We start from the raw sequence: 20,669 nt of genomic DNA on the forward strand, positions 1-20,669 counted from the left end.
GCCCGGTCCCATTCCGAACCCGGAAGCTAAGCCTGACAGCGCCGATGGTACTGCAACCGAAGGGTTGTGGGAGAGTAGGACACCGCCGGACTAACATTAGAAGAAAAGGGCTCGGGCCCCGGTCGAGAACCACGAGTTCTCCCGGAGCCCGAGCCCTTTTCTCATACCCAAACCCGTCACACCCGTGTCCAGACGGAACACCCGTGCCTGAACCCGTGACACGCGTGACCAGAGCCGGATCTCGCGTGATTAGAGACGGAACACACGAGATCCGGCCCCAATCACACGAGTCACGGCTCTAATCACGTGAGTTACGGCTCTGGACACGCGAGATCCGGCTCTGGACACGCGAGATCCGGGGCCGGACACGCGTGTCACGCGTTCCGGCGGGAGGGGACGGGGCGGCGCAGAGGGCGGCGGGCCTCGCATTGAGAGGACTAAACGCGGGGAGCGGTGAGAGCGGGCAGGGTCTCGCCGAGGGGGCCGCGGACGACCGCGGAAGCCATGGAGTCGTAGGGCGTTTCGGCGCCATTGCAGATCACCACGTCGGCGCCGGCCCGCGAGGCCACGCTCACCAACGAGGCGGCCGGCTGCACGCTCAGCGAAGACCCGGCCACCAGCAGGAGATCGCTGCCGGAGACGGCGGCACGCGCGGCCCGAAGCAGGTTCTGGTCCAGGTGCTGACCGAAGGAGACGGTGGCCGACTTCAGGATGCCGCCACACAGCAGACACGGCGGATCGGTCTCCCCGGCCCGGACACGCTCCAGCGTCGAGCGCATGTCCCGGTGATCGTCACAGGACAGACAGACGGACTCGAACATCGTCCCGTGCAGTTCCAGCACCCGCTCCGGCGGAGTGCCCGCTTTTTGGTGCAGCCGGTCGATGTTCTGGGTGACGATGTGCGTCGGCGACAGGCGTTCGAGCGCGTAGTGCGCGGCATTCGGCACCGCGTCCCAGCCGGGATGCACCAGCCGTGCCTGCCAGGTCCGTTCCCGGACCTCACGGCTGCCTCGATACGCCTGGAGATTCGACATCTTCTCCGCGGCCGGATCGCGGGTCCACAGGCCCTGTGGACCGCGGAAGTCAGGGATCCCCGAATCGGTGGAGATCCCGGCGCCGGTCAGTGCGACGATCCGGCCGGCGCCGGTGACGAGCGAACGGGCCTTGCCCAGTCCGGTATCGGGGTCGGTGGTCACCGTCCCATGATGACCGCTACTTGACCGCGCTGCCCGCCTGCCAGTCCGCCCACGACTTCGACCAGTCGCCGTAGAGGTCCCAGACCGGCAGCTGCGGGCCACCGGAGTTGGTCACCTCGACGACGTCGCCGAGCCCCATGTTCTGGTAGAACCACTGGGCGTTGGCGGCGTTCAGGTTGATGCAGCCGTGCGACACGTTCGCGCTGCCCTGCGAGCCGACGCTGTTCGGGTTCTCGTGGACGAACTCGCCGTCGTTGGAGATCCGCAGCGACCACTTCTCGTTCGACTTGTAGTACCCCGGCTGGCCTTGGCAGACGCCGTAGGTGCACGAGTCCATCGTGTAATTCTCGTGTTTGTCCGAAATGACGTGCGCGCCCAAATGCGTGGGCGTGGCGTCCTTGCCCATGGAAATGGGCATCGATTTCGCCAGCTGGCCGTTGTGGAAGATCTGCATCTGCTCGGTGTTGCCGTCGGCCTTCGCGACCCAGGAATCGTGCACCTTGTACGTTTCGGTGCGGTCGGTCGCGCCGTAGACGCCATTGCCGAAATCGACGCCGTAGATCATCGCCGACACCTTGAGCGTCGTCCCCGCCTGCCAGTACGTCTTGGGGCGGTAATGGACGTTCTTGTCGTCGATCCAGTACCAGGAACCCTCCTGCTTCGGCGTGGACTCCACCGACAGCTTCTTCTCCACGTCGGCCTTGTTCTTCACCGGCTGGCCGAAGGAGAACACGATCGGCTGCCCGACGCCGACACCACCGGCCGCGGCGGCCGACGGGGCGGGGATCAGGTTCGGGTTCGCCTGCTGCTTCGGGCTCAGCGTGGAGACCCTGCTCTGCTGCTCGACAGGCTTTCCGTTGGTGCCCTGGGCGTGCGCCACGATCTTGTAGGTGCTGCCGTAGCCGAGCGGCTCGGTGGTCTTCCAGCTGAGGCCGTCGCCCGCCAGTTCGCCCTTCACCTGGTTGCCCTTGTCGGCGTTGCTGACCGTGACGTCGGTCAGCTTGCCGTGCTCGGCCTTGACCACCACCGGGATCGCCGGATTGACGTTCGTCCCGCCCGCCGGATCAATGGTCACCGAAACCGCGGCCTCGTCCGATGCGGAGTCGCCTCCGGTCGAATTCGTGGTGCTGTTCCCGCTTGAGGAAGAGCAGGCCGAGATCAACAACGCCGTGGCGAGTATTCCGGCCGTCGAAAGTAATGTCTTCTTGGGAAACATATGAGTCTCTTTTTACGTCGCTCGATCAGCGGAAAGTTCTCTTTCAAAAGTACGCGACGAAGAAGACGTGATCGATGCCGGTTGGTTGCTTGTCACGCCACGACGAGACCCGGTGCGCCGTAAAGACCTGGGCCATTGACGCTCAATTCACCCAAATAGGTCTTCGCGGCCTCGTAGGCCTCGGCGGTCAATGTCGTGGTGTGGCTGAAGTCCAGTGGGCTGACCCGCACCGGCTTCGGCCCCGGCACGTAGACCACGGGCACTTCGGCCGCGGCGATCGGCGCCTCCAGCACGGCCTGGTTCCGCATGCTGATCATCGCGGTGAACATCATCACCTCGGCGAAGGTCTGCGGGGTGCCGGGCATCTTGCCGGGGAAGGCGCAGTCGAGGACGACGAGCGACTTCGCGCCCATCGCGAGTGCTTGGCGCATCGGCACGTTGGCGACCAGGCCGCCGTCGTAGAGCATGCGATCCCCGAACGGCACCGGCGGATAGATCCCCGGGATCGCGCAGCTGGCCAGCAAGGGCGCCAGAACGGGGCCTGAGCGGATCAGCAGCGGCTCGGCGGTGTCGACGTCCGTCGCGACGACGCCCAGCGGCAGCGCGAGATCCTCGAACCGGACGCCCTCGCCGATGTGCTCGTCGACGATCGCGGCGAGTCCCTTGTTGGGGAACAGGTTGGTTTTGCTGTGCCGCAGGGTCCGCACCTGACTGAGGACGCCGCCGGGGAACGCCTCATGCCGCGTCATCCGCGACCAGATCCGGTTCAGCCTGTCTCCCGATTCACCCCCGAGGGCGAGGACGGCCGCGTTCAGCGAACCCACCGAGGTGCCGACGACGAGGTCGGGAGCGAGGCCGGCTTCCGAGAGCGCCTGCAGCATCCCGACCTGCATGGCGCCGAGACTGCCGCCACCGCCGAGGACGAAACCGATCGGCTGGGGCAGGTTCAGGGCGGCCATGCCCGGAATCTAGTCGTCCGCGCCGATCTTCGCCGGGGTGGCTTCTTCGGCTGTGACGCCGAGCGCTTTCTTCTTCTTGTAGCGCAGCAGGAAGAACACGGCCACGCCGACGAGCACGCCGAGAACGACCAGGCCGCCGGTGTTCAGCACGCCTTCGACCTTCTTCGCGGCCTCACCGAGGGCGGCGCCGATGCCGATGTGGATGGCCGACCAGCAGGCCGCGCCCGCCGCGGCGGCGGGCAGGAACTTGCGGAACGGCAGGCCAGAGGTCCCGGACGCCGCCGGGGTCAGCGTGCGGATCACCGGGAGGAACCGCGCGAAGAACACCGCCCACGCGCCCCGCCGTTCGAGCACGCCCGTCGCCTTGTCCCAGGCGTCGAGGCCGTACTTGCGGATCAGCTTCGTTTCGCGCAGGCGTGGGCCGAAGCGTTTGCCGATCGCGTAGCCGAGGGAGTCGCCCAGTGCGGCGCAGACCGTCACGACCGCCCACAGGGTCAGGAACCGGGAGACCGACGTCGCCGTCGTGGCCGCGATCAGCAGCCCTGATTCGCCGGGTGCGATGAAGCCGAGCCCGATGGTGCATTCGGCGAACACCAGTCCGCCGGTCGCCGCGACCAGTCCCGGTTCGGGGAGACCCTGCAGCCAATTGAGGAGATCCGTTACCAACGCCACCAGGTCACTTTACTGATTCGTGACCTGGTGGGTGGCGATGTCGCGGACAGGGTGACCGGAGTCACCGAGCCAGCAGCGAGCTGGCTTCCTGGGCAGCGGTCCCTTCGGCGGCGAGGTGCGCCAGGTTCTCCGACAGTGCTTCGCCGCGGCGGGCCTTCGTCTGCGCGAAGAGGCGCCCGGCGCGGTAGGACGACCGCACCAGCGGCCCGGCCATGACGCCGGCGAAGCCCATCGCTTCGGCCGCGTTCGAGTGCTCGACGAACTCTTCGGGCTTGACCCAGCGGTCGACCGGGTGGTGCCGGGGCGAGGGGCGCAGGTACTGGGTGATCGTGAGGATCTCGCAGCCCGCGTCGACCAGGTCCTTCATCGCGGGCGCGACCTCGTCGGGGGTCTCGCCCATACCCAGGATCAGGTTCGACTTCGTCACCAGACCGGCCTCACGAGCCTTCGTGATGACCTCCAGCGACCGCGCGTACCGGAAACCAGGACGGATCCGCTTGAAGATCCGCGGCACCGTCTCCACGTTGTGCGCCAAAACCTCCGGCCGCGAACCGAACACCTCGGCCAACTGCTCCGGGTCGGCGTTGAAGTCCGGGATCAACAGCTCGACACCGGTACCCGGGTTCAACGCGTGGATCTGACGCACGGTCTCCGCGTACAACCACGCGCCACCGTCCTCCAGATCGTCACGCGCGACACCGGTGACCGTCGAGTAGCGCAGGCCCATGGCCTGGACGCTTTCGGCGACCTTGCGCGGCTCGGTGCGGTCCAGCTCGGCGGGTTTGCCGGTATCGATCTGGCAGAAGTCACACCGACGGGTGCACTGGTCGCCGCCGATCAGGAAGGTGGCCTCACGGTCTTCCCAGCATTCGTAGATGTTGGGACAACCGGCTTCTTCGCAGACGGTGTGGAGGCCTTCGCGGCGCACCAGGCCTTTGAGTTCGGTGAACTCCGGTCCCATCCGGGCGCGCGTCTTGATCCACGACGGCTTCTTTTCGATGGGAGTCTGGGAATTCCGGACCTCGAGCCGCAACAGCTTGCGGCCATCTGGGGCAGCACTCACACCGTCACCCTACGCCCGCCGGAGTAGTGGTCGCCGCTCACGCGGGGTCGGGGGTGACGCCCGTCAACTTGGTGGTCACGTCCCACAAGGCGGCACCGAGCGATTCGCTTTTCGCGGGGACCAACGGCCGCACCTTGACCGGAGCGCCGCGAAGCCCGCCGAGCCCGCGCGGGCCGATGTAGTCGCCGCCCTCGACCTCGGGGGAGGTCGCCGCGAACAGCTGCGGCAGCGTGCCCTGACGGGCGTTCTGCGCGATGAAGATCTCGCCGATCCGGTTCCCCGCGCCGACGAGCGCGCGCACCACCGGGTTGCGGTAGGAACGGGCCATCCCCGAACCTAGTCCGGTCCAGGTGTAGCCGGGGTGCGCGGCCACGCTGACGACGTCCTCGCCCGCGGCGCGCAGCCTGCGGTCGAGTTCGAGCGCGAACACCTGGTTGGCGAGCTTCGACTGGCCGTAGGCCGAGCCCGGGTTGTACATCCGGCGTTCGAAGTTCGGGTCGGCGACGTCGATGCGCGCGCCTGTCGCCGCGACGCTCGACAAGGTCACGACACGCGCCTTCGAGCCGCCGCGCAGTGACGGCAGCAGCAGCCAGGTCAGCACCGCGTGCCCGAGATGGTTCGTGCCGAACTGGGTCTCGAAGCCGTCCTTGGTGTGGCCGCGCGGGGTCGCCATCACGCCCGCGTTGTTGACCAGGACGTCGAGCTTTCCGTCCGACAGCTCCTGGACCTTCTTCGCGGCTTCGCGGACCGAGTCGAGGTCGGCGAGATCCAGCCGGACGAGTTCGGGCGCTTTCCCTGTCGCGGCCGCGCGCACCTGTTCCAGCGCCTTGGCCCCGCGCTCCGGCGACCGGCAGCCGAGCAGCACGCGGGCCCCCTTGCCCGCGAGCACCTCGGACATGCGCAGTCCGAGCCCCGAGTTCGCGCCGGTGACGAACACGGTCCGGCCGGTCTGATCAGGGATGTCGGCCTCGGTCCAGCGCGCGTGAGCAGCCATGTCGGTCACCTAACTACATCGTCGGTGGCACTGCCACGGCAGGTCAGGCGCTCGGCGCGAGCAGCCGGAGCAGGTGGCCCATGGGGCTGCGGCGGCGGGCGGGCTTCGCGTGCCTGCCGTGCCGGAGCAGGGTGGCGAACGCGCCGCCGACCTTGGTGATCTCCGCGGCCGGTTCCTTGCCGTCGGCCAGTCCCGCCGTCAGCGCGAGGGTGCGCAGTTCGGCTTCGTGCGACGGGATCAGCGCGGGGCACCGCTCGAGGCCCGCGTCGAGAACGGCGCGAAGGGTCTCGTGCTCGGTGGTGGCGCTGTTCCAGGCACGGGTGACGGCTTCGACGCGGTCGAGCGCGAGGTCCTGGTCGGCGTAGTCCGGGTCGGTCATCTCGGCGCGGAGACGGCCGGCGAACACCTGATTCCACTTGTACCGAAGCGCGACGAGAAGCTCTTCTTCGTTCGCGAAGTACTTGGTGGCGCCAGGGATTTCTTCGAGTGAAAGCGCGTCGGACGGGTGGTGACCCGCCTGGCGCAGTGCGGCTTCGAGGATGTCGCGCCGCTGGTAGAAGTCGTTCCAGCTCATGATGTGGGCTCCCCTCCGTGACCCGGTTCATACCGCAGGTTTGCGGCATACTCCCGGTACGGACCTGACAGCAGTCAACATACCATGGGTATGGAGCGGGACCGGCGGCGTAAAGTTGTGAAGGTGGCGACAATGAGGTCAAGGCGGCTGGACTATTCCGAGTCCACCCGGTCGGCACTCGTCGAGAGTGCCGTGGAGCTGTTCACCAAACGCGGGTACGCCGGCACGTCTCTCGATGAGATCGCCAAGCGGGCCAGGGTGACGAAAGGCGCGCTCTACCACCATTTCAGTGGGAAGCAGGCGCTCTTCGAAGCTGCCTTCGACACTGTCGAGAGCCAGGTCTTCGACAGGCTCGAAAAGATCATGAACGGTCCGGATTCGCCGTGGGAACGGGCGCTCGCCGGGCTGAGGGGCTTCCTGCAGAGCTGCCTCGACCCGGCGTACCAGCGGATCGCGATCCACGAAGCGCCGGTGGTGATGGGCTGGGAGCGCTGGCGCGAGGCGGAGGAACGGTGCAGCTTCGGCCTGGTCCGCACCGGGATCCAGTCGCTCATCGAGGTCGGCGAGGTCGACGACGTCCCGGTGGACGTCACCGCGCGGCTCCTGTTCGGCGCGCTGTCGAGCGCCGCGATCGAGATCGCGAGCTCGCCGGAGCCGAAGAAGGTCAGCGCCCAGGTCGAAGAGGTCCTGGTGCGGCTGCTCGTCGGCTTCCGCCGTGTTCCGCCTGCCGAGCATGGGAAAGCGAGCTGACGTAGCCGTCTATATGGTGGCCTCGTGGACCTCAGGATCTTTACCGAGCCCCAGCAGGGGGCCAGCTACGAAGACCTGCTCCGGGTGGCCAAGGCCACCGAGGACGCGGGTTACGACGCCTTCTTCCGCAGCGATCACTACCTGAAGATGGGATCGGCGACCGGGCTTCCGGGGCCGACCGACGCGTGGATCACCCTCGCGGGTCTCGCCCGTGAGACCAGCCGGGTGCGACTGGGCACCCTCGTCACCGCCGCCACCTTCCGGCATCCGTCGGTGCTCGCGATCTCGGTCGCGCAGGTCGACCAGATGTCCGGCGGCCGAGTCGAACTCGGCCTCGGTTCGGGCTGGTACGACGACGAGCACACCGCCCTCGGCCTCGACCTGCCGCCGATCAAGGAGCGCTTCGACCGCTACGCCGAGCAGCTCGCGGTGGTCACCGGGCTGTGGGAGACGCCGGAGGGGGAGACATTCTCCTTCGACGGCGAGCACTACAAGCTCGTCGACTCGCCCGGCCTGCCGAAGCCGGCTCAGCGGCCCCGGCCGCCGGTGATCATCGGCGGCGGCGGCAAGAAGCGCACCCCGGCGCTCGCCGCTCGTTACGCGGACGAGTTCAACCTGCCGTTCGTGGGCCCGGAATTCGCCGTCGAGCAGTTCGGCCGGGTCGACGACGCCGCGCGCGAGATCGGCCGCGACCCCAAGGAGATCCTCCGGTCGGTCGCGCTCGTCGTCGCCGTGGGCCGTGACGAGGCCGAGGTCGCGAAGCGCGCCGCGGTGCTCGGGCGCGAGGTGGGCGAGCTGCGGGAGAACGGCCTGGCGGGGACGCCGTCGGAGGTCGTCGACAAGATCGGGCAGTGGCGGGAGAAGACCGGGATCACCCGGCTCTACCTGCAGCTGCTGGACCTCTCGGATCTGGACCAGGTCGAGCTGATCGCTTCCGAGGTCGCACCTCAGCTGGACTGAAAGTACGTGAAGGCCCCCTTCATTGCGCCTAGCGCAATGAAGGGGGCCTTCACGTACTTCTAGACGTATTCGACGTCCACACTGGCGATGGAGCCGCCGGGGCTGAAGGAGATTCCCGACGGGTTGCCGTTGACGGCGGGGTAGCCCTCTTCCCGATGGCAGTTCGGACGGCAGTACTGGACGACGACCTTGTAGGTCCCGCTCGGGCAGAAGCCGGCGGCCCAGGTCGAGCCGTTCGTGTCCGTCCAGCAGCTCGGGGGTACCGCCGACGCGACGGCAGGCGAAGCCAGCATGCCTCCGACGGCGGCCGCGACCGCCAGGACGCGCGCGAATTCGCGCATGGTTTCCTCCCAGTGGGGCCGACGGTGTTTCCGTGGCCCTACTGGAAAGCGTGGCACAAGAACTAGTTCTGCAGAGCGAAAGTGACACCTGCGGCGGCGGGTGCCTCGGGCCGCGGCAGCCAGCGTTCGCCGTTGACCAGCAGATCGCCTTCCAGCGCCGCGAGGACGGCTTCGCGCGCCATCGGCAGCACCGACGCCACGGTGACTTCACGGTCGAGTTCGTACGAGAGCGACGTCACGCCCGCGTCCCGGATGCCGCACGGGACGATCTTGTCGAAGGCGCCCAGGTCGGGATTGCAGTTCAGCTCGAAACCGTGCATGGTCACGCCGCGCTGCACGCGGATGCCGATCGCGGCGATCTTCCGCTCCACGCCGCGGTCGTCGGCGGGGATCCAGACGCCGCTGCGGCCCTCGACCCGGCCGGTGTGCACGCCGAGCTGGTCGCAGACGGTGATCAAGGCCTCTTCGAGACGCCGCACGTAGTGCACCACGTCGATCGGGTCGGCGAGTTTGACGATCGGGTAGCCGACCAGCTGACCCGGTCCGTGCCAGGTGATCTTGCCGCCGCGGTCGACGTCGAGCACCGGGGTGCCGTCTGTCGGCCTGTCCTCGGCTTCGGTGCGTTTGCCCGCGGTGTACACCGACGGGTGTTCCAGCAGGAGCATGGTGTCTGGGCCTTCGCCGTCGGCACGGGCTGTCACGTGGCGGCGCTGGATTTCCCAGGCTTCGGTGTAGTCGATCGTCCCGATCTCGCGGACGTCGACGGGCTCGGTGGCGGCACGGCATGACGTGGTCGAAGAGCTCACCTGAGCGACACTACGCCGGGTCTTCCGGCCGGGGCAGCAGCCCCAGCCCGGCCGCCGAAATCAGGCCCGCGCCCCCCACCGCGAGTACGGATCCCGCGGTGTCGGTCAGCCAGTGCACACCCAGCACGATGCGGCAGAGCGCACCCACGAGCGTCGCCGCGACGGCGATCATGATCGCGAGACGCACCAGCCGCGGGCGTGTCCAAGCGCACAGCAGGACCGCGACGAACCCGGTGCAGGCGACGGCGACGACATGTCCGCTCGGGTAGCTCGGATCGGGGAATTCGCGGGGCCGATCCCGATAGAACAGCGGTTTGGCGATCAGGCTGGTCAGGCGGCACAGCACCAGGACGACCGCGAGTTTGACGCACAACGCGGTCAGCTCCCGGCGGCGTAGCGCGATCACCACCAGCACCGCGCCCAGCGCGAACGGCAGGACCGGGCCGAGGACGTTCGTGACGAGGTCGGCCACCTGCCCGAGGGGCCGGGTGTACTGCCCGCGGAAGGTGTCGGCGAGGGCGACGTCCACCGGCGGCGGCCGTTTGTCCACGGACAGCCCGAGGATGACGAAGCCGATCAGCAGCAGGGTTCCGGCGAGGGTGTACAGACCGCGCCGCGCGGTCATGTCGCGGCGGCCAGCGCGTCCTCGAGGGTCGGGTGACGGAATTCGTACCCGGCTTCCTCCAGCGCCTTGGGCATGGCGCGTTGCCCGAACAACGCTATCTCCTCGGCCGCCTGCCCGAGGGCGATCTTCATGGCGAACCCGGGGACCTGCCAGATCGCCGGCCGGTGCACGGCGCGGCCCAACGCCTTGGTGAAGGCCACGTTCGTGGCGGGCTGTGGTCCGGAGAGGTTCACCGCGCCGGACAGGGACTCGTTCTCCAGCGCGAAGACGATCGCGCCGACCTCGTCGTCGAGCGAGATCCACGGCATGTACTGCTTGCCGTCACCGAGTTTCCCGCCGAGCCCCAGGCGGAACAGTGGCCGCAGGACGTCGAGGAGCCCGCCCTTGCGCGAGAGCACCAGCCCGGTCCGGACACGCACGACACGAGCGCCCGCGGTGGCAGCGGCCTCGGTGGCGCCTTCCCAAGCGGTGCAGAGTTCGGCGAGGAAACCTCGCCCCACCGGACTCGATTCGTCCACAAGGGACGGACCGGGGTCGCCGTAGTAGCCGACGGCGGAGGCGTTGACCATGACGGGGATCCCGTGTTCGGCGACGGCTTCCGCGAGCACCTCCGTCGGTTCGACCCGGCTGTCGAGCAGAACCTGTTTGCGGGCCGCGCTCCAGCGTCCGGGCAGCAGCGGGGCGCCCGCGAGGTTCACGACGGCGTCGACGCCGTCGAGCGCGCCGTCCGCGATCTCCCCGGCGGGGGGATCCCAGCGGCGCTCGTCGCTGCTTCGCTCCTCCCGGCGTACCAGGCGGACCACTTCGTGTCCGGAGCCGCGCAACCGCTTCGTCAGGGAGGTGCCGATCAGTCCGCTCGCGCCCGCGATCAGAACTCGCATGAACCGATCGTGTCCTATCCGCGATCCGGTCGCACGCTCAGGTTCGCAGTTGCCCGGCCACGTCCGACGCGGCGGTGAGCAGCACCAGCACCGGGATCGTCGCGGCGGGGCGGAGCCGGTAGCTGCCCCGCTTGTCCTGCTCGACGATCCCGGCGCCGGTCAGGGCCTTGAGGTGGTGATACAGCTGGCCGGGGGAGCCGAGTTCGGCGGCCTCCTGCAGGGCGGGCGCGGTCTGCGCACCTTTTTGGGCCAGCGTCCGCACGAGCGCCACCCGCGCCGTGCTGGACAGGGCCGCGAGGACCTCGACCCGCGGCCCGTCCGCGAAGGCCAGCATCGGACCGGGCGTGACGTTGATCGCCCAGCTCAGTTCGAGCGGGTCGGTCAGTTCGCCGTGGTAGCCGACCAGTCCGCCGGGGCTCGCCGCGGACTCGGCCTGGTGCTGACTGTGCTGACTTTCGAGCGTGGCGACCCGTGCTTCGAGGGCGGCGATCCGGTCGGCGAGCTCAGCGTTCATACCGGTTATCTATACCTTCGATCAGCAGAGCGCTCGCTCCAGGGCGGCGAACCGCGCCGGATCGGACAGTGCCGCGAGCAGGGCGTCGATGAGCGGCAACTCGTTCTGCGTGTCCTGGTCGGTCACCCCGTGGAGCAGGACGGCCGCCGTGCCGGAATGCCCGCCCTGCCACCGCACGGAAAGCCCGATGGTGAGCGTGCGCGGCAGGGCCCCGTCCTTGATGAGCACCTCGCTCGCGCCGGGCGGTACGCGGTCGGCAAGTGGCCGCGCGAGGATCTCGCGGGCGAGCGCGCCACCCGGCCGGTAGCGGCCGGACGCCAAGCTGCGGTGGAGTGAGAACAGTTCCGACGCCGTCCCCCTGGCGTGACCCTCGACCCACGGCCACTGCGCGTCCGGCGTCCCCGGCATGTCCGGCCAGCGTTCGAACGCTTCGGCGCGGAACGCGGGGTCGGCCACGAATCGCCGCGCCACCGCGTCGCCCAGCGCCCGCCGGACCGCGACGGGACTGCCGGGCGGCGGCGCGTACTCCGGCATCATCAGCATCAGGACTTCGCCGCCCAGCGAACGGGTGTCCGGCCGCGCCCAGCCCCCTCGTAGCGCCGCGAGCTGAAGGGCGGGATCGCCGAGGCGGGTGCGGAGGTAGTCGGTGGCGGCGTTGTCGCTGAAGAAGATCATCGCTTCGGGGACCCTCGCCAGCGGGACGCGCTGCTCGGGGTCCTTGGCGATGCCGAAGTCGTCGCAGGGGATCCCCAGCCAGGTGAGTGCGTGGAAATGCGCGCGGCCGTCGGAGACGAACGGGTGGTGGGCGTCCCAGTCGCCCACCCGGATCTGTTCCTTCGGATCGAGCCTGCCCTCGGCGACCGCGACCGCGTACGCGCTTAGGTGCACGACCTTGATGGACGAAGCCAATAGCCGCCGGACATCGGCGTTGCGAGAAGCCCGGCGGCCCGCGCCGTCGTCGATCAGGACGGAGACATCGCCCCGGTGGGCGGCGATCCAGTCGAGCCAGCCCTGTTGTGTCGACGTGTCCGGCTGGGCCGCGCTCGCGGTCCCCGGCAGCAGCAACGCGGCCGATCCGGCGGCGGCTCCGGCCAGCAGATGGCGTCTCGTCAGCATGGGTAGCACCCTCCCTCTTGTTTTCCGTAATTCCGGAATACTAGAGTCCAGGGTGGCTGTCAAATCCCGCGTTTAGTCCTCTGGATGCGGTAGTGGGCCGACCGCTCACCGCTGTGCCTCTCTCTTGCAGTACGTGAAGGCCCCCTTCATTGCGCTAGGCGCAATGAAGGGGGCCTTCATGTACTACCGGAGGATCAGAGACCGAGCTCGTCCTCGAAGTTGCCCTCTTCCAGGCGCTGCTTGATCGTCGTGACGAAGCGGCCCGCGTCGGCCCCGTCCACCAGGCGGTGGTCGTAGGTCAGCGGCAGGAAAGCCATCGACCGGACGGCGATCGTGTCGTTGCCGTCGGCGTCCGCGATCACGACCGGGCGCTTCACGACCGCGCCGGTACCGAGCATGCCGGACTGCGGCTGCACGATGATCGGCGTGTCGAACAGGGCGCCGTTGGAGCCGATGTTCGTGATCGTGAAGGTGCCGCCCGACAGCTCGTCCGGCTTGATCTGGCCCGAACGCGCGCGGCCCGCCAGGTCGGCGATGCGGTGCGCGAGACCGGCGAGGCTGAGCTCACCCGCGTCGTGGATGACCACCGACAGCAGACCCTTTTCGGTGTCCACCGCGATCCCCAGGTGCACCGCACCGTGGTAGGTGATCTCCTTCGTGTCCTCGTTGTAGGACGCGTTGACGTTCGGGTGCTGCTTGAGCGCCTCGACGGTGGCCTTCGCGAAGAACGGCAGGAACGTCAGGTTGACGCCCTCGCGCTCCTTGAAGGCCGCCTTCGCCCGCTGGCGGAGCTTGGCGATCTTCGTGACGTCCACCTCGTGGACCTGCGTGAGCTGCGCGGAAAGCTGCAGCGACTCGCGGGTCTTCACGGCGGTGATCTGACGGATCCGGCTGGCCTTCTGCACGGTGCCGCGCAGAGCCGCGAGCTCCGGCGAAACCGCGGCCTTGCGCGGAGCCGACGGGGCGGCGGCGGCCGGAGCGGCGGCAGCGGGCTGCGCGGCGGGAGCCGGGGCGGCCTTCTGCTTGGCTTCGGCGGCCGCGAGCACGTCCTGCTTGCGGATGCGGCCACCGACACCGCTGCCGGTCAGCGACGACAGGTCGATGCCGTGCTCCGAAGCGAGCTTGCGGACCAGCGGCGTCACGTACGGCGCGTTGTCCGAACCGTTGTCGCTGCTCGCCGCGGCGGGCTTCGGCGCGGGCTGGGCAACCGGCTTCGGCGCCTCGGCGGGCTTCGGGGCGGGAGCCGCTTCGACCTTGGGCTCGGGCTTCGGTTCCGGCTTGGGTTCCGGCTTCGGCTCGGGCTTGGGCTCGGCCTTCGGGGCCGGGGCGGACCCGGCGGCACCGATCACCGCGAGGACACCGCCGACCTCGACGGTCTCGTCCTCGCCGGCGCGGATCTCCAGCACGGTGCCGGCGACCGGGGACGGGACCTCGGTGTCGACCTTGTCCGTGGAGATCTCGAGCAGCGGCTCGTCGACCTCGACGCTCTCGCCGACCTGCTTGAGCCACCGGGTGACGGTGCCCTCGGTGACGCTCTCGCCCAGCTCGGGCAGCTTCACCTCGGTGCCTTCACCACCCGAAGCCGGCGCGGTGTCCGGCTGGGACGGCGCGGAGGCCTGCTCCTGCGCGGGCTCCGGCTCGGGTTCGGGCTGCGCCTCTTCGGCGGCGGGCGCGGCGGAGCCGGAGGACTCCGGCACCCCGCCGGTCCCGTCGTCGATGACGGCGAGCTCGCCGCCGACCTCGACGGTCTCGTCTTCCTGGGCGCTGATCTTCACGACCTTGCCGGCGACCGGGGACGGGACCTCGGTGTCGACCTTGTCCGTGGAGATCTCGAGCAACGGCTCGTCGACCTCGACGGTGTCGCCCTCCTGCTTCAACCACCGGGTGACGGTGCCCTCGGTGACGCTCTCACCGAGCTCCGGCAACGTGACGGAGTAGGCCATCGTTCGCTGACTCCCTTGATATGTCTTGCTTGGTCTTCTGGTTCTTCGACGGTGAGACGTCAGCTGTGGACGTGCAGCGGCTTGCCCGCCAGGGCGAGGAACGCTTCACCGAGGGCCTCGGTCTGCGTGGGGTGCGCGTGGATGAGCGGAGCCACGTCCTCGGGGAACGCCTCCCAGCTGTAGATCAGCTGCGCTTCGCCGATCAGCTCGCCGACGCGGTCGCCCACCATGTGCACGCCCACGACCGGCCCTTCCGGGGCCTTGATCAGCTTGACCCCACCGGAGGTCTTGAGGATCTGGCTCTTGCCGTTGCCGCCGAGGTCGTAGGTGAAGGTGGTGACGTCGGAGCCGTACTTCTCCTTCGCCTGCGACTCGGTGAGACCGACCGAAGCGACCTCGGGGTGCGAGTAGGTGACGCGCGGGATGCCGCTCTCGTCGATCACGCGCGGCTCCTGGCCGGCGATCTCTTCCGCGACGAAGATGCCCTGCTGGAACCCGCGGTGTGCGAGCTGCAGGCCAGGGACGATGTCGCCGACGGCGTAGACGTTCGGCAGGTTGGTGCGCAGGCGGTCGTCGGTGAGGACGAAACCGCGCTCCATCTTGACGCCGGCCTCCTCGTACCCGTGCCCGGCCGAGTTCGGGCCGCGGCCCACGGCGACCAGCAGCAGGTCGGCTTCCAGCGTCTCGCCGGACTCCAGCGACACGCTGACGCCGTTGTCGTCCTGCTTGGCACCGGTGAACCGGACGCCGGTCTTGAAGGCGATCTTGCGACGGCGGAAAGCGCGCTCGAGCTGCTTGGACGCGTACTCGTCCTCGTTCGGGACCAGGCGGGGCAGCGCCTCCACGATGGTGACGTCGACGCCGAAGGACGCCCAGACGGACGCGAATTCGACACCGATGACACCACCGCCGAGGACGACCACCTTCTTCGGGATGTAGTCCAGCGAAAGCGCCTGCTCGCTCGCGATGATGCGCCCGCCCAGCTCCAGGCCGGGCAGCGTCCTCGAGTACGAGCCGGTGGCGAGGATGACGTTCTTGCCGGTGTAGCGGGTGCCGTCGACCTCGACGGTCGTGCCGCCGACGAACGTCCCGGTGCCCTCGACGAGGTTCACCTTGTGCGCCTTGGCCAGGCCCTGGAGGCCCTTGTACAGGCGGGAGACGATCCCGTCCTTGTACTTGTTGACCCCGGCGATGTCGATGCCTTCCAGCACGGCCTTGACGCCGAAGGTCTCGGCGTCGCGGGTCTCGTCGGCGACCTCCGCCGCGTGCAGGAGGGCCTTGGTCGGGATGCAGCCTCGGTGGAGGCACGTCCCGCCAAGCTTGTCCTTTTCGATCAGGGTGACGGAAAGGCCCAGCTCGGCCGCGCGGAACGCGGCGGCGTAGCCGCCCGATCCGCCACCCAGGATCACAAGGTCGGCGGAGGTGTCGGTCACTTCAATAACTCCTCGGCAAGCGGTAGGGGTGGTGCTCTGGCGCCGCTTCGCGCGGTATACGCGCGCGCGGACACTTGCCATCTTGTCACTACGTGTGGAGAGCCTGCGACCTAGCCGGGTATGCGACGGCGAGCACACGCCCGTGTCGGGATAATGGACACCGGACGCGAGTGGGAAGTGAGGTGGTCGGAGTGGGTCTGTTCGACTCGCTGCGCCGGCGCTCTAAAGGTGGGCAAAAGCCCGGTACGCTGCGGAAAGCCTCGTCAAACGACTTCAAGCATCTCGAAGAGTGGTCCTCTTCACGGACCGGTGTCGAGGCCTATGTGGAGCCCAAGACCAACGTCACGGAGACCACAGTGGTCCTCATCGCCCATGACGGCGAGTGGACGCGGCGGCGGGTCGACAGCCTTGACGCGGCGCAGCAGTTCGGTCACAAACGGTCGATCCCCGTGTACGAGGTGGCGCGGGTCGGCTACCCGAAGCGGATGCGTGAGTACACCGAGCGGAAGAAGCGCGGCGAAGCCTGACTCTGCGTGAGGGTCGCGGACCGGTGTTTGGCTACCCGCTGGAGTCGGGCTGTGTCTCGGTGTGCTTGTGGGGCTCGGTCGCAGGTGCGGTCCGTGAAGGCCTCCTTGAGGGACCCTGGGTCCCTCAAGGAGGCCTTCACGTGCCTTCAGGCGAGCGAAGCGGCGGTGACGCGTCGGTCGGGGTGGTCGTGAGTGGCGATTTCGGGTTAGGGCCGAGAGTGTCTTAGGTACCTACTGCCGTGCGGTTTCGTGCGGCTAGGACGACACGCGTGATCCGATGGACGACACGTGTGTCCAGACGGACGACTCGCGGAGAGGGCCTGCCATCACGCGTGCCGTCCACTCGGAAACACGGCCTAACCGGACCGTCACGCGGATTGGGCCAAAAGAAGCAGGTGCCGCTCCAGCAGCGCACGGAACGTCGGATGGACCGTCGTGCCGAGCGCGGGGTCGATCTCGACCGTCCGCCACTGCTCGCCGGCGGCCGTCAGCAGCACGACGGCCGGGTCCGCGATCACGACGACACCGCCTTCCGCGCGCAGTTCCGCCGTTCCGAGCAGCCGGGGGAAGACGACGTCGGCGGGCAGGCCGTCGCAGGTCATGAGGAACTCGCGGTAGTCGTCGGGTAGCCGGAGGCCGAGCCGCGCCTCGGCCGCGCCGATGGTGCGGAGTGACGCCGCCGGGGGTGTGGTGCCGACGCCGCGAAGCCGGAGGATGCCTGAGATCATCTCGCGCCACGAACCGGTGTCCGGTGGGTAGCGCTCGTACAGCGCCGCGACCAGCGAACCGGCGCACAGTTCCGGCCAGCCGCCGAGACCCAGTGGGTCGGCTCCCGCGGCCAGGCGCGGCGCGAGCCGCCGTGTCGCGGCGAGCACGGCGACGTCCGGGCGGCCCTGCCGCGACGCGATCTCCGCCCAGGCGTCGAGGTCGCCGCGCGCGACGGCCTCGCGCAACCGATCCGGCCGTGATGGCCCGAGGTGCGAGACGGTCTCGCCGATCGGGGAGCCGCCGAGCAGACCGTCGAGATCGGACACCCGCCGGGCGAGGTACGTGTCGTGGGCGCGCTCCTCGGCGTCGAGGTCGAGCGGAGTCATCGCCGCGGCCCAGTCCGGCCACGCCTCCCGCGCTTCGAAGAGCATCGCCCACGCTCGGGCCTGCACGGCGCCGGGGAGCAGCGCGGTGACGGGACGTTCGGTCAGCGCGTGCCAGTGCGTGATCAACCTGTCGGCGTCCGCCATCGCGCCGGACGTGGCGAACATCAGCGCCGCGTGCCCGATCCGGTCGTCGAGCGTCGTGTCGTCGCCGCTGAGCACGTCCCTGATCGCGCCTTCGAGATACGCGTCCCTGTCCACGGAACCGACCTTGCCACACCGGGTTCTCCTCCGGCGCGCTGCCTCATGGGGCAGTTCATCGGGCCATGCGTTGACGACTGATCCATTCGGCCGCCACGCTTGCTGGACATCCGCATCGCAACGAATTCACCGGCCCGCATCCGCGTGTCCGGTCATTGTCCGCGCGTGAAGGACAAAGGGGTGGGGAATGGAAGTCAAGAACGTCGGCATGGTCCTTTTTCCGCACGGGGACCTGCATGTCGCGCGGACCGGGACACCGCCGCTCAAGGTTTCCTTCCATGCTCAGCTGTTCGACGAAACCAAGCCCGGTCGCTATGAGGTCAGGGAAGTCACCAGGGATTGCGTGTTCGACTTCTTCGCGCCGCACAAACCGGTCGGGCACCGATTCGACGGATTGCCCTCGATCAACCCGGCCACAGGCATCGTCACGCCGGGAGATCCCGGAGTCTTCCTGTTCCAGGTCCGCTGGGGAAACGTCTATCTGGTCGGCCGTCTCCAAGTCCACGAAGGAATCACCGCGTGGTGGTTCGGGAATGATTCGCTGACGACGGTGCTCGACAGCGAATTCGGCCACGCTCAGCCGTCCCTCTACGCGAAATTCACCGACGACGCCACGGGCGCCGACCGGATCGGCGACATCACCGGGCACGGGTACGTGACCTTGACGCCGGACGATCCGGCGAAGCTCAAGATCACGCCGCAGGGCAGGGTGCAGGGGCTGGCCGAGACGACCGATCCCGCCGTGCCCACCGGGATCAAGGGAACCTTTCTCGGCGTCACCAATCCGCTTCCGGTCAGGGTGGTCGACTACGGGAAGGCACGCCAGAACCTCGAACCGGTGCAGACGCCCGACGTGGCGCGCGCCGACGAGATGGTCAACATCCTGTTCATTCCGGAGGGGTTCCAGGACACCGACACGGACCGAAAGGCCTTTGACCTCATCGTCGCCAACACCGTCCGGGAGCTTTTCGACAAACCGAGGCATCAGCCCTACGCGATGCTGGAAGCCGGGTTCAACATCTTCAAGGCCTATCTGCCCTCGCGTGATCACTACCTCACCTGTGGCTTCAGGATCACCGACGACGACTTCAACCGGGCGAAACCCATTCCGTTCAACGGGCGGCTGGGAAGCGAGAAGACCAGCTACACCATGCAGGAACTCGTCACCAGGGTCGGGCTGCCGATGCACAACGAGAGCCGGTTCGATTTGGTGACGATCTGGCAGGGGCAGAGCCTGAAGGACTTCGACGCGTCGCGAGTGGACCCGAAGCTGATCGCCGAGTGGCGGGCGCACGACGCCGTCGGGATCCTGCACGCGCGCGACACGGTGTTCGGGATGTACCTGGGACAGCGGCCCGGAGACCGTCCGTTCGGGACTTCGGCGCCACCGGTGAAGCCGCCGGCGCTGGGAGACACCACGCACGCCGATCTGAGCGCCTTCGTCGCGCGGATGTACGAGTTCTACAACCCGGACGCGACCAGGCTCCTCACTCCCGACCCTCGCCGCAACGCGCCGGAACGGTACGCGGCGGGACACGAGAACCCGGGTTCGGCATTGCTGCGGTTCTTCAACGGAGCCGAGTACGCCTTCGCGCCGTTCCAGCCGATCGGGAAGAACTGGATGCCCGACACGACGAAGTTCAAGCCGAGCCGTGGTCTGGTCGCGATGATCTGTTACGAGGACGTCGATGGCGGTACCAACTTCGACGGGACCGCCACCGCGCAGACCATGGACAGCAAGCGGACGGTGGCCTTCACCTACGCCGATGTGGTCGACAAACGGGAAATGCGGCGGCGTGACCCGCTGACCGGCGTCCCGCCCACCGCCGCGGCCGTACTGGAGATCGCCAACACGGTGGCCCACGAGTTCGGGCACAGTTTCAACCTCGGCGACGAGTACGAGGATTTCGAGGGAGACGACACCGCGGCCACCGTGACCGCGGACCTCACGTCCGACAACCTTTCGGTACTGGGTTTCCTGCGCGACCCAGGCTCACCGGCGCCGGGGCGGTTGATCGACCCGGGGAAGGTCAAATGGCTCGATCTGCACCGGATGCTCCTTTCCGCGAAGATCACGGCGCCCGCCCGCCCCGCCGGTGGCTCCGTCATGGTGACGATCGATCCTCGCTACACCGGGAAATGGGTGCAGGCGCAAAAGGACGGCACCGAGGTCTGGCTGCGTAATTTCTCGATCACCAAGGACGGGGTCCAGCTGCCGTTGTCCAAGGGGCAGGGTGAACTGCTCACCGGGCTCAAGATCGGGACGATCGACGCGACGGCCGGCAAGATCACCTTGTCCGGAGTCTTGTCGCCCTTGGCGGAGTACCGGGCGGGCTCCTTCCTCTACATTCCGCTCAAGGGCCCGGACGGCGGTCTCGTCTCGGTGGTGGACAAGACGGTCAAGGAATTCCTTTTCCTCACGAAGACCCCTTTGAACCGGGACACCGTCAACGACAAGGTGCGGAAAGAGGACGACGAACCGGTGGACGTCACCGGATTCGCGCCGCCGTGCGACTCCAGTAAGACGGTCGGGGTCTTCGAGGGCGGCGGCACTTTCTCCGGCGGCCATTATCGTCCCGCCGGCTCGTGCAAAATGCGGAATCACTACGGCACGGCGAACGTGTGGACCGAGATCAGTCAGGACGCCGGTGCTTTCTGCTACGTCTGCAAATGGTTGATCGTCAACCGGGTCGATCCGAGTTACCACGCGATTCTCAGCGCCGCTTTCTACCCAGGGGAGCTGTGAG

Annotated in this window: 21 protein-coding genes and 1 rRNA gene; 6 read left to right on the forward strand and 16 right to left on the reverse strand. The window is 68.2% G+C overall.

Translation table 11 applies throughout. The annotated features are described in order from the left end of the window. Positions 1-91: ribosomal RNA gene (gene rrf / locus ACZ6YV_RS15330) — 5S ribosomal RNA — on the forward strand; the annotation flags it as partial. 346 nt (positions 92-437) lie between these two features. On the opposite strand, the gene ACZ6YV_RS15335 is transcribed toward rrf, so the two are convergent. Next, the gene (locus ACZ6YV_RS15335) at positions 438-1,196 is read right to left on the reverse strand and encodes an SIR2 family NAD-dependent protein deacylase (protein ID WP_465510197.1); all 759 of its coding nucleotides are present in this window, start codon (positions 1,194-1,196) and stop codon (positions 438-440) included. A gap of 16 nt (positions 1,197-1,212) precedes the next feature. Beyond that, positions 1,213-2,271: a L,D-transpeptidase gene (locus ACZ6YV_RS15340; RefSeq protein ID WP_465510198.1), complete on the reverse strand. Its 1,059-nt coding sequence runs from the start codon at positions 2,269-2,271 to the stop codon at positions 1,213-1,215. Between ACZ6YV_RS15340 and ACZ6YV_RS15345 the strand changes: the two genes are divergently transcribed. Next, positions 2,264-2,416, forward strand: coding sequence for a hypothetical protein (locus tag ACZ6YV_RS15345; RefSeq protein ID WP_465510199.1), 153 nt, complete (start codon positions 2,264-2,266; stop codon positions 2,414-2,416). The two genes, ACZ6YV_RS15340 and ACZ6YV_RS15345, sit on opposite strands and share 8 nt — an antisense overlap. Positions 2,417-2,504: 88 nt before the next feature. On the opposite strand, the gene ACZ6YV_RS15350 is transcribed toward ACZ6YV_RS15345, so the two are convergent. From ACZ6YV_RS15350 to ACZ6YV_RS15370, 5 genes are all read right to left on the reverse strand, one after another. After that, entirely contained in the window at positions 2,505-3,371 is an 867-nt protein-coding gene (locus tag ACZ6YV_RS15350; RefSeq protein ID WP_465510200.1) for a patatin-like phospholipase family protein, read from the reverse strand. A 9-nt stretch (positions 3,372-3,380) separates the two neighbouring features. Next, positions 3,381-4,043 (reverse strand): DedA family protein, encoded by a 663-nt coding sequence (locus ACZ6YV_RS15355; protein WP_378246884.1) that lies wholly within the window; start codon positions 4,041-4,043, stop codon positions 3,381-3,383. 61 nt (positions 4,044-4,104) lie between these two features. After that, positions 4,105-5,106, reverse strand: coding sequence for a lipoyl synthase (gene lipA, locus ACZ6YV_RS15360; protein ID WP_378246882.1), 1,002 nt, complete (start codon positions 5,104-5,106; stop codon positions 4,105-4,107). 37 nt (positions 5,107-5,143) lie between these two features. Then, on the reverse strand, positions 5,144-6,100 hold the full coding sequence (locus ACZ6YV_RS15365; protein WP_465510201.1) for an oxidoreductase: 957 nt from the start codon (positions 6,098-6,100) through the stop codon (positions 5,144-5,146). 43 nt (positions 6,101-6,143) lie between these two features. After that, the gene (locus ACZ6YV_RS15370; protein WP_465510202.1) at positions 6,144-6,674 is read right to left on the reverse strand and encodes a hypothetical protein; all 531 of its coding nucleotides are present in this window, start codon (positions 6,672-6,674) and stop codon (positions 6,144-6,146) included. A 132-nt stretch (positions 6,675-6,806) separates the two neighbouring features. Here ACZ6YV_RS15370 and ACZ6YV_RS15375 point away from each other — a divergent pair, with 132 nt between their 5' ends. Together ACZ6YV_RS15375 and ACZ6YV_RS15380 are read left to right on the forward strand one after the other, a co-directional pair. Beyond that, positions 6,807-7,424: a TetR/AcrR family transcriptional regulator gene (locus ACZ6YV_RS15375; protein WP_093938700.1), complete on the forward strand. Its 618-nt coding sequence runs from the start codon at positions 6,807-6,809 to the stop codon at positions 7,422-7,424. Between the two features lie 24 nt (positions 7,425-7,448). Continuing rightward, entirely contained in the window at positions 7,449-8,384 is a 936-nt protein-coding gene (locus ACZ6YV_RS15380) for an LLM class F420-dependent oxidoreductase (protein WP_465510203.1), read from the forward strand. Between the two features lie 59 nt (positions 8,385-8,443). On the opposite strand, the gene ACZ6YV_RS15385 is transcribed toward ACZ6YV_RS15380, so the two are convergent. The 8 genes from ACZ6YV_RS15385 to lpdA form a co-directional block, all read right to left on the reverse strand. Further along, positions 8,444-8,725: a hypothetical protein gene (locus ACZ6YV_RS15385; RefSeq protein ID WP_465510204.1), complete on the reverse strand. Its 282-nt coding sequence runs from the start codon at positions 8,723-8,725 to the stop codon at positions 8,444-8,446. A 62-nt stretch (positions 8,726-8,787) separates the two neighbouring features. Next, positions 8,788-9,531, reverse strand: coding sequence for a lipoyl(octanoyl) transferase LipB (gene lipB / locus ACZ6YV_RS15390; RefSeq protein WP_465510205.1), 744 nt, complete (start codon positions 9,529-9,531; stop codon positions 8,788-8,790). A gap of 10 nt (positions 9,532-9,541) precedes the next feature. Beyond that, positions 9,542-10,156 carry a phosphatase PAP2 family protein gene (locus tag ACZ6YV_RS15395; RefSeq protein ID WP_465510206.1) on the reverse strand — a complete coding sequence of 205 codons (615 nt, stop codon included), beginning with the start codon at positions 10,154-10,156 and terminating at the stop codon, positions 9,542-9,544. Next, positions 10,153-11,037, reverse strand: a complete 885-nt coding sequence (locus ACZ6YV_RS15400) for a TIGR01777 family oxidoreductase (RefSeq protein ID WP_465510207.1) — start codon at positions 11,035-11,037, stop codon at positions 10,153-10,155. The genes ACZ6YV_RS15395 and ACZ6YV_RS15400 overlap by 4 nt, the downstream gene beginning before the upstream one ends. Before the next feature lie 37 nt (positions 11,038-11,074). Then, positions 11,075-11,551 (reverse strand): ArsR/SmtB family transcription factor, encoded by a 477-nt coding sequence (locus ACZ6YV_RS15405; protein ID WP_465510208.1) that lies wholly within the window; start codon positions 11,549-11,551, stop codon positions 11,075-11,077. A 21-nt stretch (positions 11,552-11,572) separates the two neighbouring features. Beyond that, positions 11,573-12,667 carry a serine hydrolase gene (locus tag ACZ6YV_RS15410; protein ID WP_465510209.1) on the reverse strand — a complete coding sequence of 365 codons (1,095 nt, stop codon included), beginning with the start codon at positions 12,665-12,667 and terminating at the stop codon, positions 11,573-11,575. A 194-nt stretch (positions 12,668-12,861) separates the two neighbouring features. Continuing rightward, the gene (sucB, locus tag ACZ6YV_RS15415) at positions 12,862-14,610 is read right to left on the reverse strand and encodes a 2-oxoglutarate dehydrogenase, E2 component, dihydrolipoamide succinyltransferase (protein WP_465510210.1); all 1,749 of its coding nucleotides are present in this window, start codon (positions 14,608-14,610) and stop codon (positions 12,862-12,864) included. Positions 14,611-14,669: 59 nt separating this feature from the next. After that, positions 14,670-16,043, reverse strand: a complete 1,374-nt coding sequence (gene lpdA / locus ACZ6YV_RS15420; protein WP_465510211.1) for a dihydrolipoyl dehydrogenase — start codon at positions 16,041-16,043, stop codon at positions 14,670-14,672. A gap of 182 nt (positions 16,044-16,225) precedes the next feature. On the opposite strand from lpdA, the gene ACZ6YV_RS15425 reads away from it, so the two are divergent. After that, entirely contained in the window at positions 16,226-16,570 is a 345-nt protein-coding gene (locus tag ACZ6YV_RS15425) for an oxidoreductase (protein ID WP_465510212.1), read from the forward strand. A gap of 368 nt (positions 16,571-16,938) precedes the next feature. Here the strand turns inward: ACZ6YV_RS15425 and ACZ6YV_RS15430 are convergent, their stop codons facing one another. Beyond that, positions 16,939-17,922: an SMI1/KNR4 family protein gene (locus ACZ6YV_RS15430; RefSeq protein ID WP_465510213.1), complete on the reverse strand. Its 984-nt coding sequence runs from the start codon at positions 17,920-17,922 to the stop codon at positions 16,939-16,941. Positions 17,923-18,109: 187 nt separating this feature from the next. Between ACZ6YV_RS15430 and ACZ6YV_RS15435 the strand changes: the two genes are divergently transcribed. Further along, positions 18,110-20,668 carry a hypothetical protein gene (locus ACZ6YV_RS15435; protein WP_465510214.1) on the forward strand — a complete coding sequence of 853 codons (2,559 nt, stop codon included), beginning with the start codon at positions 18,110-18,112 and terminating at the stop codon, positions 20,666-20,668. Position 20,669 lies beyond the last annotated feature (1 nt).

The organism is Amycolatopsis sp. NPDC102522, from assembly GCF_055584485.1.